This is a genomic window from Streptomyces sp. NBC_01210, from assembly GCF_036010325.1.
Taxonomy (GTDB): domain Bacteria; phylum Actinomycetota; class Actinomycetes; order Streptomycetales; family Streptomycetaceae; genus Streptomyces.
In genome coordinates, this window is the sequence record NZ_CP108549.1 from 6,072,331 (window position 1) to 6,086,492 (window position 14,162).

General features: G+C 66.0%; 11 protein-coding genes. All 11 read left to right on the forward strand.

Annotated elements, in window-relative coordinates; genetic code table 11:
* Window positions 1-89: 89 nt before the first annotated feature.
* Window positions 90-1,964, forward strand: coding sequence for a translational GTPase TypA (typA, locus tag OG735_RS27780; protein WP_327325860.1), 1,875 nt, complete (start codon window positions 90-92; stop codon window positions 1,962-1,964).
* Window positions 1,965-2,375: 411 nt separating this feature from the next.
* Window positions 2,376-4,016: a peptide ABC transporter substrate-binding protein gene (locus tag OG735_RS27785; protein WP_327325861.1), complete on the forward strand. Its 1,641-nt coding sequence runs from the start codon at window positions 2,376-2,378 to the stop codon at window positions 4,014-4,016.
* Between the two features lie 147 nt (window positions 4,017-4,163).
* Window positions 4,164-5,090, forward strand: a complete 927-nt coding sequence (locus tag OG735_RS27790) for an ABC transporter permease (protein WP_327325862.1) — start codon at window positions 4,164-4,166, stop codon at window positions 5,088-5,090.
* The gene (locus tag OG735_RS27795; RefSeq protein ID WP_327325863.1) at window positions 5,083-6,051 is read left to right on the forward strand and encodes an ABC transporter permease; all 969 of its coding nucleotides are present in this window, start codon (window positions 5,083-5,085) and stop codon (window positions 6,049-6,051) included. The genes OG735_RS27790 and OG735_RS27795 overlap by 8 nt, the downstream gene beginning before the upstream one ends.
* A gap of 11 nt (window positions 6,052-6,062) precedes the next feature.
* Entirely contained in the window at window positions 6,063-7,121 is a 1,059-nt protein-coding gene (locus OG735_RS27800; RefSeq protein WP_327325865.1) for an ABC transporter ATP-binding protein, read from the forward strand.
* A complete protein-coding gene (locus OG735_RS27805; RefSeq protein ID WP_327325866.1) occupies window positions 7,114-8,262 on the forward strand; it encodes an ABC transporter ATP-binding protein in 1,149 nt (382 codons plus the stop codon). The genes OG735_RS27800 and OG735_RS27805 overlap by 8 nt, the downstream gene beginning before the upstream one ends.
* A 199-nt stretch (window positions 8,263-8,461) precedes the next feature.
* Window positions 8,462-10,090, forward strand: a complete 1,629-nt coding sequence (locus tag OG735_RS27810; protein WP_327325867.1) for a peptide ABC transporter substrate-binding protein — start codon at window positions 8,462-8,464, stop codon at window positions 10,088-10,090.
* A gap of 96 nt (window positions 10,091-10,186) precedes the next feature.
* A complete protein-coding gene (locus tag OG735_RS27815; protein WP_327325868.1) occupies window positions 10,187-11,110 on the forward strand; it encodes an ABC transporter permease in 924 nt (307 codons plus the stop codon).
* Window positions 11,103-12,083 carry an ABC transporter permease gene (locus OG735_RS27820; RefSeq protein ID WP_327325869.1) on the forward strand — a complete coding sequence of 327 codons (981 nt, stop codon included), beginning with the start codon at window positions 11,103-11,105 and terminating at the stop codon, window positions 12,081-12,083. Before OG735_RS27815 ends, OG735_RS27820 begins: the two co-directional genes overlap by 8 nt.
* 10 nt (window positions 12,084-12,093) lie before the next feature.
* Window positions 12,094-13,068 (forward strand): ABC transporter ATP-binding protein, encoded by a 975-nt coding sequence (locus OG735_RS27825; protein ID WP_327325870.1) that lies wholly within the window; start codon window positions 12,094-12,096, stop codon window positions 13,066-13,068.
* Complete coding sequence (locus tag OG735_RS27830) at window positions 13,061-14,107, forward strand: ABC transporter ATP-binding protein (protein WP_327325871.1); 1,047 nt, start codon at window positions 13,061-13,063, stop codon at window positions 14,105-14,107. The genes OG735_RS27825 and OG735_RS27830 overlap by 8 nt, the downstream gene beginning before the upstream one ends.
* The last annotated feature ends 55 nt before the right edge of the window (window positions 14,108-14,162 follow it).

The following is a 14,162-nucleotide window of genomic DNA, read 5'->3' on the forward strand; positions in this document are numbered from 1 at the left end:
TACCATGGGACTAGCCGTGGCGTGTCCGCCCGGCGGGCGTACGAGGAAAACAACGCCGCATCCCACGATCGAGAGAAGCGCCAGCCAGCATGCCCACGCGCCACGACATCCGTAACGTTGCCATCGTCGCCCACGTCGACCATGGCAAGACCACCCTGGTCGACGCCATGCTGAAGCAGGCCGGCGCCTTCGCCGCGCACGCCGCCGAGCACCTCGACGACCGCATGATGGACTCGAACGACCTGGAGCGTGAGAAGGGCATCACGATCCTGGCGAAGAACACCGCCGTGAAGTACCACCCCAAGGCCGGCGGGGCCCCGATCACCATCAACATCATCGACACCCCCGGCCACGCCGACTTCGGCGGCGAGGTGGAGCGCGGTCTGTCGATGGTGGACGCGGTCGTCCTCCTCGTCGACGCCTCGGAGGGCCCGCTCCCGCAGACCCGCTTCGTGCTCCGCAAGGCCCTCCAGGCCCGGATGCCCGTCATCCTCTGCATCAACAAGACGGACCGCCCGGACTCCCGGATCGACGAGGTCGTCAATGAGACCTACGACCTGTTCCTGGACCTGGACGCGGACGAGGAGCAGATCGAGTTCCCGATCGTCTACGCCTGCGCCCGTGACGGAGTCGCCTCGCTGACCAAGCCGGAGGACGGCACCGTCCCGGCCGACAGCGAGAACCTGGAGCCGTTCTTCAACACGATCCTCGAGCACGTCCCGGCCCCGGAGTACGACGAGGCCGCGCCGCTCCAGGCCCACGTCACCAACCTGGACGCCGACAACTTCCTCGGCCGTATCGCCCTCTGCCGCGTCGAGCAGGGCGAGCTGAAGAAGGGCCAGACCGTCACCTGGATCAAGCGTGACGGCTCGATGTCCAACGTCCGCATCACCGAGCTGCTGATGACCGAGGCGCTCACCCGCAAGCCCGCCGAGAAGGCGGGCCCTGGCGACATCTGCGCCATCGCCGGTATCCCGGACATCATGATCGGTGAGACCCTCGCCGACACCGAGAACCCGATCGCGCTTCCGCTGATCACGGTCGACGAGCCCGCGATCTCGATGACCATCGGTACGAACACCTCGCCGCTGGTCGGCAAGGGCGGCAAGGGCCACAAGGTCACCGCCCGCCAGGTGAAGGACCGCCTGGACAAGGAGCTGGTCGGCAACGTCTCGCTCCGCGTCCTGGACACCGAGCGCCCCGACGCCTGGGAGGTCCAGGGCCGCGGTGAGCTCGCGCTGGCCATCCTGGTCGAGCAGATGCGCCGTGAGGGCTTCGAGCTGACCGTCGGCAAGCCCGAGGTGGTCACCAAGCAGGTCGACGGCAAGACGTACGAGCCGATCGAGCGCATGACGATCGACTCTCCCGAGGAGCACCTCGGCGCCATCACCCAGCTGATGGCGACCCGCAAGGGCCGTATGGAGACCATGACCAACCATGGCTCGGGCTGGATCCGCATGGAGTGGATCGTCCCGTCCCGCGGTCTGATCGGCTTCCGTACGGAGTTCCTGACCCAGACCCGTGGCACGGGCATCGCGCACTCCATCTTCGAGGGCCACGAGCCGTGGTTCGGCGAGCTGCGCACCCGTAACAACGGCTCGCTGGTGGCGGACCGTTCGGGCTCGGTGACGCCGTTCGCGATGATCAACCTTCAGGAGCGCGGTGTCATCTTCACGGAGGCCGGCACCGAGGTCTACGAGGGCATGATCATCGGTGAGAACTCGCGCTCCGACGACATGGACGTGAACATCACCAAGGAGAAGAAGCTCACCAACATGCGTGCCGCGTCCGCGGACACCACCGAGAACGTGGTGCCGCCGCGCAAGCTGTCGCTCGAGCAGTCCCTGGAGTTCTGCCGCGACGACGAGTGCATCGAGGTGACCCCGGAGACGGTCCGTATCCGCAAGGTCGTCCTGGACCAGAAGGAGCGCGGCCGTACCGCCTCCCGCGCCAAGCGCAACTGACGTAGCGTCAGCACTGCGCCGTAGCGACGGCCCGGCCCCCCGCAGACAATGTGGGGGGCCGGGCCGTTCGTCAACTCGTTTTCATGGCCCATGTGTCCGGATATCGAGCGTAGCTCTCCGGAACATGTGTTAACGGTCCGTTTCGCGGGTGTCTGTCTGTGCTCGCTTTGTCCGGATTTCGGGCACGCAGAGCCTGGCGATGTTGTCAAAACGAGACCCTTTAAGTGTGGTTTACGGCTCGGGCGTACTTAATAGTTGGCTCCATTGAGCTCGGGTCAATGGGTCATGCGCTGTGGGGAGCGCCGACTCACGAGCACACTCGGGGTACGTGACGTGTCCGCTGTCAGGGGTGTCAGCGCGCGTAGATGTCCCCTTCTTGTAGTGACAAAGTGGACTCATGAGGAGGAACCCATGCGCGGTGCCAAGAGCGCCAAGTGGGTAGCGGGTGCGATAGTTGTCGCCCTGGCAGCGACCGCCTGTGGTGGCGGCAGTGACAGCGGCGACGACATGAACGCTGGTAAGGCCGACCCCAACGGGATTCTGGTCGCCCAGCTGAGCGAGCCGCAGAACCCGCTGCAGCCGGCGAACGCCAAGGAGAGCCAGGGCAGCCGTGTCCTGCGCACGATCTTCTCCGGGCTCGTCGACTACGAGCCGGGCACCGGCAAGCTCACCTACATCAACGCCGAGTCGGTCACTCCGAACGCCGACTCGTCCGTGTGGACCGTCAAGCTCAAGCAGGGCTGGAAGTTCCACGACGGCACCCCGGTGACCTCGAAGTCCTACGTGGACTCCTGGAACTGGTCTGCCAACGTCAAGAACAACCAGACCAACTCCAGCTGGTTCCAGGACATCAAGGGCTACGCCGACGTCCACCCCGAGAAGGGTGACCCGAAGGCGACCACGATGTCCGGTCTGAAGGTCGTCGACGACACCACCTTCACGATCACCCTGTCCGGCCCGGTCTCGTACTTCGCGTACAAGCTCGGCTACGACGTCTGGGCGCCGCTGCCCGAGGGCTTCTTCAAGGACCCGAAGGGCTACGGCGAGAAGCCGATCGGCAACGGTCCCTACAAGTTCGAGTCCTGGGACCACAAGAAGCTCATCAAGGTTCGCAAGTTCGACGGTTACACCGGGCCCAACAAGGCCAAGAACGGTGGCATCGACTTCAAGAACTACACGACCGCCGAGGCCGCGTACTCGGCCCTGCGCTCGGACCAGCTCGACTGGATCGAGCAGGTCCCGGTCACCGCGCTGAAGAACTACAAGCAGGACCTCGGCGACCGCGCGATCGACCAGGAGTACTCCGCGGTCCAGTCGCTCGTCCCGGCGTTCTACACGCCGCAGTTCAAGAACATCAACCCCAAGGTCATCCAGGGCCTGTCGATGGCGATCGACCGCCCGACGATCACCAAGACGGTTCTGAACGGCACCCGTGAGCCGGCCGACTCCTACGTCGCCCGTGGTGTGCTCGGCTACAAGGCCGGTGCGCTGGGTGACGTCGTGAAGTTCGACCCGGCCAAGGCCAAGGCCCTCATCAAGGAGGGTGGCGGCGTCCCGGGCAACAAGATCTCGATCCAGTTCAACGCGGACCAGCCGCACAAGGCCTGGGTCGACGCGGTCTGCAACAGCATCCGTCAGTCCACCGGTGTGGAGTGCGTCGGCGACTCGAAGCCGGACTTCCAGACCGACCTGAACGCCCGTGACGGCAAGAAGGTCAAGTCCATGTACCGCGGTGGCTGGGTGCTCGACTACCCGGTCAACTCCAACTTCATGCGCGACCTGTACGGCACCACGGCCGCCGGTAACACCAGCGGCTACTCGAACAAGGCGTTCGACGAGCTGACCTCCAAGGCGGACAAGGCCAAGACGCTCGACGAGACGGTGAAGATGTACCAGGAGGCCGAGCAGATGCTCAAGGCCAACATGCCGTCGATCCCGCTGTGGTTCTACAAGACCAACTCGGGTCAGTCCAAGAACGTCTTCGGCAAGATCGTCTACGGCCAGGACGGCGACCCGATCTTCGACGAAGTCCAGGTCAAGGCCAAGAAGTAAACATCGGGAACCGAAGGCCGGTGCCGCCGCTCCTCCCGGAGCGGCGGCACCGGCCCTCCGGCGTAGGCCCGGGGCTCTCCCCCCACACCCCGAGGCGGAGATCACTCTGACACGGCCATCGCCGACCCCTCACGGCATGGAGGCATGATGGGGCGTTACGTCGCAAGGCGACTGCTCCAGATGATCCCGGTATTCATCGGGACCACTCTGTTGATTTTCCTCATGGTCCACATTCTTCCGGGTGACCCCATCCGGGCAATGTGGGGTGACAAGGCGGCAGACCCCGCACAGGTCGCGTCCTTGCGCCATGAGTTCGGGCTCGACCAGCCCATGTGGAAGCAGTACATCGACTACATGGGCAATCTTTTCCAGGGCGACTTCGGCAAGACATTCGGCGGCCGGCCTGTCCTCGACGAGATGTCGCGGGCCTTCCCGGTCACGCTCCGGCTGACCGTCGTGGCGCTCGCCATCGAGATGATCGTCGGCCTCGGCCTCGGCGCCTGGGCCGGTCTGAAGGCCGGCAAGGCCCCGGACACCGGTGTGCTGATCTTCACCCTGGTCGTCATCTCGATCCCGGTGTTCATCCTCGGCTACATGGCGCGGTTCCTCTTCGCCGACACTCTCGGCTGGGTGGCACCGAACGTCCAGGACTCCGCGGACGTCACACAGTTGTTCCTGCCGGGCTTCGTCCTGGCGATGCTCTCCATGGCGTATGTCGCACGGCTGACGCGTACGACCTTCGCGGAGAACCTGCGGGCGGACTACATGCGTACCGCTCTCGCCAAGGGTCTGCCGCGGCGCCGCATCGTCGGCGTGCATCTGCTGCGGAACTCTCTGATCCCTGTGATCACGTTCCTCGGTACGGACGTCGGAGGCTTCATCGGCGGCGCGGTCGTCACCGAGGGCATCTTCAACGTCCAGGGTGTGGGCAACCTGCTCTACCAGGCGCTCGGACAGCGCGAGGGCTCCACCATCGTCGGTGTCGTCACCGTGTTCGTCCTGGTGATTCTGCTGATCAACCTGCTCGTCGACCTGCTGTACGCGGTCCTGGACCCGAGGATCCGGTATGCCTGACGTGACCAAGGCCGAGGCCGTCGACGCGAGGGTCGACGCCATCGCTCCCCCGAAGGCCGACGCGGCACCCGAGCAGGCCCCCAAGGAATCGCAGGGCAAGCCCCGTGGACTGTGGGGCGACGCCTGGTACGACCTGCGGCACCGGCCCATGTTCTGGCTCTCGGCGACGCTGCTGGTCCTGCTGCTGGTGATCTCGGCCTTCCCGGGCCTGTTCACCAGCGCCGACCCGCGGGCCGGCGATCTGACGCACCACTATCTGACCAAGCCCGAGCTGGGCAAGGCCTTCAGCCCCGAGTGGTTCGGCTACGACATCCAGGGCCGCTCGATCTATGCGCGTGTCATCTACGGCACCCGCGCCTCGATCCTCGTCGGCCTGGGCGTCACGGTGGCGATCACGGTCTTCGGCGGTCTGATGGGCCTGCTCTCGGGCTACTTCGGCGGCTGGCTCGACTCGATCATCTCCCGTGTCACGGACATCTTCTTCGGTATCCCCTTCCTGCTCGGCGCGATGGTCGTGCTGAACTCGTTCACCGAGCGCAAGGTGTACGTCGTGATCCTGGCGCTGGCCTTCCTCGGCTGGACGTCGATCTGCCGAGTGGCCCGAAGTTCCGTGATCACGGCCAAGCAGGCGGACTATGTGACGGCGGCGCGCGCTCTCGGCGCGGGCACCAGCCGGATGCTGTTCCGCCATGTGCTGCCCAACGCGATCGCTCCCACCATCGTTGTCGCCACCATCTCGCTCGGTGGCTTCATCTCGGCCGAGGCGACCCTGTCCTACCTGGGACTCGGTCTCGCCGACCCGACGATTTCGTGGGGCATCGACATCGCGTCGGGCAGTGAGGAGATCCGTAACAACCCGCATGTGCTGCTCTTCCCGGCCGGCATGCTGAGCCTCACGGTCTTCGCGTTCATCATGCTCGGCGACGCGGTCCGCGACGCCCTCGACCCGAAGTTGCGCTGAGGAGGGCGTACGTGACCATCATCGAAGAAACATCAAGTGTCCCGGCGCCCCGGTCGGGCGACTCGGACGGCACTCCGCTGCTCGAAGTCCGCGATCTGCATGTGGAGTTCCATACCCGCAACGGAGTCGCCAAGGCCGTCAACGGCGTCAACTACAGCGTTGACTCCGGCGAGACCCTAGCCGTACTGGGTGAGTCCGGCTCCGGAAAGTCCGTGACCGCGCAGGCGATCATGGGCATTCTGGACATGCCGCCCGGCAAGATCCCGCAGGGCCAGATCCTGTACCGCGGGCAGGACATGCTCACCATGGGCTACGAGGAGCGGCGGAAGATCCGCGGCCGGAAGATCGCGATGATCTTCCAGGACGCGCTCTCCTCCCTCAACCCCGTGCTCACCGTGGGCTACCAGCTCGGCGAGATGTACCGCGTCCACCAGGGCCTCTCCAAGAAGGAGGCCAAGGCCAAGTCCATCGAGCTGATGGAGCGGGTGAAGATCCCGGCCGCCAAGGCGCGGGTCAACGACTACCCGCACCAGTTCTCCGGCGGTATGCGCCAGCGCATCATGATCGCCATGGCGCTGGCCCTGGAGCCGGACCTGATCATCGCGGACGAGCCGACGACCGCGCTGGACGTCACCGTCCAGGCCCAGGTCATGGATCTGCTCGCGGAGCTGCAGCGCGAGTACAACATGGGCCTGATCCTGATCACCCACGACCTCGGCGTCGTCGCCGACGTCGCGGACAAGATCGCGGTCATGTACGCGGGACGGATCGTCGAGACCGCCCCGGTGAGCGAGCTCTACAAGCGGCCCGCCCACCCGTACACGCGTGGTCTGCTGGACTCGATCCCGCGCCTGGACCAGAAGGGCCAGGAGCTGTACGCGATCAAGGGTCTGCCGCCCAACCTGCTCAAGATTCCGGCCGGTTGCGCGTTCAACCCCCGCTGCCCCAAGGCGGACGACATCTGCCGTACGGAGGTTCCGGCTCTGGTGCCGGTGACCGAGCAGGACGGCAGTGAGCTGCCCGGCCGCGGAAGCGCGTGCCACTTCTGGAAGGAGACGATCCATGGCTGAGTTCAAGAAGACCGACGAGCCCATGGACGCCACCCCGAACGTCACCGAGGTCGAGACCGTCGACGCGCCCACCGAGACGGCGGCCGTGGCGGCGATCGAGGCACCGGTCGAGCGCGGTGAGCCGATCCTTCAGGTGCGCAACCTGGTCAAGCACTTCCCGCTGACCCAGGGCATTCTGTTCAAGCGCCAGGTCGGCGCGGTCAAGGCCGTGGACGGGGTCTCCTTCGACCTCTACCAGGGTGAGACGCTCGGCATCGTCGGCGAGTCCGGCTGTGGCAAGTCCACCGTCGCCAAACTGCTGATGACGCTGGAGACGGCGACCGCCGGCGAGGTCTTCTTCAAGGGTCAGGACATCACCAAGCTGTCCGGGCGCGCGCTGAAGGCGGTCCGCCGGAACATCCAGATGGTGTTCCAGGACCCGTACACCTCGCTCAATCCGCGTATGACGGTCGGCGACATCATCGGTGAGCCCTTCGACATCCACCCCGAGGTGGCTCCGAAGGGCGACCGCCGCAAGAAGGTGCAGGACCTGCTCGACGTCGTCGGGCTCAACCCGGAGTACATCCACCGGTATCCGCACCAGTTCTCCGGCGGTCAGCGCCAGCGCATCGGTATCGCTCGCGGTCTTGCCCTCAACCCCGAGGTCATCATCTGCGACGAGCCGGTCTCGGCCCTGGACGTCTCGGTCCAGGCGCAGGTCATCAACCTGATGGAGAAGCTGCAGGACGAGTTCAACCTCTCCTACATCTTCATCGCCCACGACCTGTCGATCGTCCGGCACATCTCCGACCGGGTCGGCGTGATGTACCTCGGCAAGATGGCCGAGATCGGTACGGACACGCAGATCTACGACCACCCGACGCACCCCTACACCCAGGCGTTGCTGTCGGCGGTCCCGGTCCCGGACCCGGAGCTCAGCAGCGGTCGCGAGCGGATCATCCTCACCGGCGATGTCCCGTCCCCGGCGAACCCGCCGTCCGGCTGCCGTTTCCGCACCCGTTGCTGGAAGGCCGAGGACAAGTGCGCCCAGGAGGTCCCGCTGCTGGCGATCCCCGAGCGTTTCAAGGGTGCTGACACCCCGGCGGCACACGAGTCCGCGTGCCACTTCGCCGAGGAGAAGGACGTCGTCCACGCGGTGTGACGCAGAAGTAAGTGAATGAGGGCGCCCGGACCGTCTGGTCCGGGCGCCCTCTTCTGTGTACCCAGCAAGGACTGACCAGGAGGGATTGAGAACCAGAGACTGAGGAGCGGCAAACTCGGAAAGCGGCCATAAAAGTGCGCTGCATACCTACATGGGGTGTATTGGTGCTAAGTCGGACTCAGGACACGGGAGGCACCCCATGCGTGGAGTCACGCACGCCAAAGGGGCCGTATGCGCGGTGGCCGTAGCCCTCGCGGCGGTGGCGTGCGGCGGAGGCAGCAGCGGCGGCGGTGGTGGCGCGGACGGGATCGTGAGCTCCTCCTGGGGCGACCCCCAGAACCCGCTGGAGCCCGCAAACACCAATGAGGTGCAGGGCGGCAAGGTCCTCGACATGCTCTTCCGCGGTCTCAAGAGGTACGACCCGAAGACCGGCGAGGCCAAGGACATGCTCGCCGAGAAGATCGCCACCACGGACTCGGTCAACTTCACCGTCACCGTCAAAGGCGGCTGGACCTTCAGCAACGGTGAGAAGGTCACCGCCAAGTCCTTCGTGGACGCCTGGAACTACGGCGCCAACCTGAAGAACAATCAGAAGAACGCCTACTTCTTCGGCTATATCGACGGCTACGCACAGGTCCACCCGGACAAGGGCACGCCCACCGCCACGACCCTCTCCGGCCTCAAGGTCGTCAACGACACCACCTTCACGGTCAAGCTGTCCCAGAAGTTCTCCACCTGGCCCGACACCCTCGGTTACGCCGCCTTCTCCCCGCTGCCCCAGGCGTTCTTCGACAGCCACGACGCCTGGTTGTCCAAGCCCATCGGCAACGGCCCGTACACCGTCGACTCGTACGCCAAGGGCTCGAAGCTGGCCATGCGCAGATGGGACGGTTACCCGGGCACCGACAAGGCGCAGAACGGCGGCGTCGACCTGAATGTGTACACGGACAACAACACCGCCTACACCGACCTGACCGCGGGCAATCTCGACCTCGTCGACGATGTGCCGGCCTCGCAGCTCAAGAATGTGCAGACGGACCTCGGCGGCCGGTACATCAACACCCCCGCCGGGATCATCCAGACCCTTGCCTTCCCGTACTACGACAAGGCCTGGAACACCCCGAACGCCGTGAAGGTCCGCCAGGGCCTGTCCAGGGCGATCAACCGCCGGCAGATCACCGACACGATCTTCCAGAAGACGCGTACGCCCGCGAAGGACTGGACCTCACCGGTGCTCGGCGCGGACGGCGGCTTCAGCGACACCTTGTGCGGTGACGCCTGCGAGTACAACGCGGCCGAGGCGAAGAAGCTGATCACGGAGGGCGGCGGCATCCCCGGCGGCCAGGTGAAGATCTCGTACAACGCGGACAGCGGCTCGCACAAGGAGTGGGTCGACGCCGTCTGCAACAGCATCAACAACGCGCTGGGCAACGACAGGGCGTGTGTCGGCAACCCGGTCGGTACCTTCGCCGACTTCCGCAACCAGATCGGGAAGCACAAGATGCCCGGTCCGTTCCGGGCCGGCTGGCAGATGGATTACCCGCTGATCCAGAACTTCCTGCAGCCCCTCTACTACACCAACGCCTCGTCCAACGACGGTCTGTGGAGCAACGCGGAGTTCGACAAGCTCGTCGACGAGGCCAACGCGGAGAGCGACGCGAAGAAGGCCGTGGAGACCTTCCAGAAGGCCGAGGGGGTCGTACGGGACCAGATGGCGGCCATCCCGCTCTGGTACCAGAACGGCAGCGCCGGCTACTCCGAACGTGTCTCGAACGTGGCGCTCAACCCCTTCAGCGTCCCGGTCTACAACGAGATCAAGGTCAAGTGACGGCGGAAGGGATCCGGCACGGCGTGCCCGACGCGCCGGTCCGGCAGCTGCACCGACCTTCCCCGCATTGCGCGACCACGACCCCCGGAGCCCTTCATGGGACGTTATGTGATCCGGCGTCTGCTGCAGATGATCCCGGTCTTCTTCGGTGCCACGCTGCTGATCTTCCTCATGGTGAACGTGATGGGGGACCCCATCGCAGGACTCTGCGGCGAGCGGCAGTGCGACCCGGCGACGGCCGCCCAGCTGCGCAAGGAGTTCGGCCTCGACAAGCCGGTGTGGCAGCAATACCTGACGTACATGGGCAATGTCTTCACCGGCGACTTCGGCACCGCCTTCAACGGACAGCCGGTCACCGAGCTGATGGGCGAGGCCTTCCCCGTCACCATTCGGCTCACTGTCGTCGCGATCGTCTTCGAGATGTTCATCGGCATCACGCTCGGTGTGATCACGGGCCTGAAGCGCGGCCGCCCCGTCGACACCAGCGTGCTGCTGCTCACCCTGGTCGTCATCTCCGTCCCGACCTTCGTCACCGGTCTCATCCTCCAGCTGCTGCTGGGTGTCGAGTGGGGCATCATCAAGCCCGCCGTCTCACCGGAGGCGCCGATCAATGAGCTGATCATCCCCGGTCTTGTGCTCGCATCGGTCTCGCTCGCCTATGTCACCCGGCTGACCCGGACCTCGATCGCCGAGAATGCCCGCTCCGACTACGTCCGCACCGCGAAGGCGAAGGGCCTGCCCAGGCGCCGGGTGATCAGCCGTCATCTGCTGCGCAACTCACTGATTCCGGTGATCACCTTCATCGGCACCGATATCGGAGCACTGATGGGCGGCGCGATCGTCACCGAGCGCATCTTCAACATCCATGGCGTCGGCTACCAGCTCTACCAGGGCATCCTGCGCCAGAACACCCAGACCGTCGTGGGCTTCGTGACCGTGCTCGTCATCGTCTTCCTGGTGGCGAATCTGCTGGTCGACCTTCTGTACGCCGTTCTCGACCCGAGGATCCGGTATGCCTGAGCCTCAGTACGACAACGGGGGAGCCATCGCCTCCACCGGCGCGGGCGGTGCGATGGACCTCGCGACCACCGAGGGGGCGACCCTGGAGAAGCGCCCCGGCGGCCCGGAGGGCACCGGGCCTGCCGAGAAGCCGCGCAGCCTCTGGTCCGACGCCTGGCGCGATCTGCGTCGCAACCCCGTCTTCATCATCTCGGGCCTGATCATCCTCTTCCTGGTCTTCATCGCGATCTGGCCCCAGTCGATCGCCACCCAGAATCCGCTCCAGTGCGACCTCGCCAAGGCCCAGCAGGGCTCCCAGCCCGGCCATCCCTTCGGCTTCAACGCGCAGGGCTGCGACGTCTATACGCGTACCGTCTACGGCGCGCGGACCTCGGTCACCGTCGGCGTCTGCGCCACTCTCGGTGTGGCGTTGCTCGGTTCCGCCCTCGGCGGTCTGGCCGGTTTCTTCGGCGGGGCGTCGGACGCGGTCCTCTCCCGGGTCACCGATATCTTCTTCGGCATCCCCGTCGTCCTCGGCGGTCTGGTTCTGCTGTCCGTCGTCACCAGCACCACGGTCTGGCCCGTCATCGGCTTCATGGTGCTGCTGGGCTGGCCGCAGCTCTCCCGTATCGCACGCGGCTCGGTCATCACCGCCAAACAGAACGACTACATCCAGGCGGCCCGGGCGCTCGGTGCGTCCAACTCCCGGATCCTGCTGCGGCACATCAGCCCCAACGCCATCGCGCCGGTGATCGTCGTGGCGACCATCGCGCTCGGTACCTATATCGCCCTGGAGGCGACGCTCTCCTACCTCGGGGTGGGGCTGAAGCCGCCGACCGTGTCCTGGGGCATCGACATCTCCTCCGCGTCCCCGTACATCCGCAACGCGCCGCACATGCTGCTCTGGCCGGCCGGCGCGCTGGCGGTCACGGTGCTCGCGTTCATCATGCTCGGCGACGCGGTGCGCGACGCCCTCGACCCCAAGCTGCGCTGAGGAGCCCGCCATGCTGCTCGAAGTGCGTGATCTGCACGTGGAGTTCCGTACCAGGGACGGCGTGGCCAAGGCCGTCAACGGCGTCAACTACACGGTGGACGAAGGCGAGACGCTCGCCGTGCTGGGCGAGTCCGGGTCCGGCAAGTCCGTCACCGCGCAGGCGATCATGGGAATCCTGGACTCGCCTCCGGGGAAGATCGCCGGCGGCGAGATCCTCTTCCGGGGACAGGATCTGCTGCGGCTCAAGGAGGAGGAGCGGCGGAAGATCCGCGGGGCCGGGATGGCCATGATCTTCCAGGACGCTCTCTCGTCCTTGAACCCGGTGCTGAGCGTCGGCGACCAGCTCGGCGAGATGTTCACCGTCCACCGCAAGATGTCGCGCAGGGACGCGCGGGCCACGGCCGTCGAGCTGATGGAACGCGTGGGCATCCCGGGGGCGAAGGAGCGGGTCGGGCAGTATCCGCACCAGTTCAGCGGCGGTATGCGCCAGCGCATCATGATCGCCATGGCGCTGTCCCTGGAGCCGGACCTGATCATCGCGGACGAGCCGACAACAGCGCTGGACGTCACCGTCCAGGCCCAGGTGATGGATCTGCTGGCCCAGCTCCAGAGCGAGCTGAACATGGGGCTCATCCTGATCACCCACGACCTGGGCGTGGTCGCCGACGTCGCCGACAAGATCGCGGTGATGTATGCGGGCCGGATCGTCGAGACGGCTCCTGTCCACGACATCTACAAGGCCCCGGCCCACCCGTACACCAAGGGTCTGCTGGAGTCGATCCCGCGGCTGGACCAGAAGGGCCGGGAGCTGTACGCGATCAAGGGCCTGCCGCCCAACCTGATGAACATCCCGCCCGGCTGCGCCTTCAACCCGCGCTGTCCGATGGCGCAGGACGTGTGCCGGACCGATGTGCCGCCGCTGTACGAGGTGTCGGAGGATCGCAGGAGCGCCTGCCACTTCTGGCAGGAGACACTCAATGGCTGAAGCGATCCTGGAGGTCCGCGGTCTGGTCAAGCACTATCCGCTCACCCGGGGCATCCTCTTCAAGAAGCAGGTCGGCGCGGTCAGGGCGGTGGACGGCGTCGATCTCGACCTGGTGGCGGGCGAGACGCTCGGCATCGTGGGGGAGTCGGGCTGCGGCAAGTCGACGCTCGCCAGGATGCTGGTGCACCTGGAGCGGCCCACGGCCGGCGCGATCCGATACCGGGGCGACGACATCACCAAGCTGTCCGGGCGCGCGCTGAAGGCGGTCCGCCGCAACATCCAGATGGTGTTCCAGGACCCGTACACCTCGCTCAATCCACGGATGACGGTCGGCGACATCATCGGTGAGCCGTACGAGATCCATCCCGAGGTGTTGCCCAAGGGGGACCGGCGCCGCAAGGTGCAGGACCTTCTCGATGTCGTCGGGCTCAACCCCGAGTACATCAACCGCTACCCGCACCAGTTCAGCGGCGGCCAGCGGCAGCGCATCGGCATCGCGCGCGGGCTGGCTCTCCAGCCGGAGATCATCGTGGCCGACGAGCCGGTCTCCGCGCTGGACGTCTCCGTGCAGGCGCAGGTCATCAATCTGCTGGACAAGCTGCAGAGCGAATTCAGCCTCAGCTATGTCTTCATCGCGCACGACCTGTCGATCGTCCGGCACATCTCGGACCGGGTGGGCGTGATGTATCTGGGGCGAATTGTGGAGATCGGCAAGGACGCGGAGATCTACGACCATCCGACGCATCCCTACACCCAGGCGCTGCTGTCGGCGGTTCCGGTGCCGGACCCGGAGGCGCGTGAGCGCCGTGAGCGGATCATTCTGCACGGCGATGTCCCGTCGCCGGCCAACATCCCGTCGGGCTGCCGTTTCCGCACGCGCTGCTGGAAGGCGCAGGAGCGGTGCGCGCTGGAGGTGCCGCTGCTGGAGGTGCCTGCGGTGTTCCGGCCGGCGAGCGGGCCGACGCGGCATCCGTCGGCCTGCCACTTCGCGGAGGAGAAGCACGTGGTGCCGACGGAGGAGGAGCCGGGCGGTGAGTGACCCGCCCCGGGACTCCGCCTTGTGCGGCTCCGCGCCGGCCCCCGCTCCTCGAACG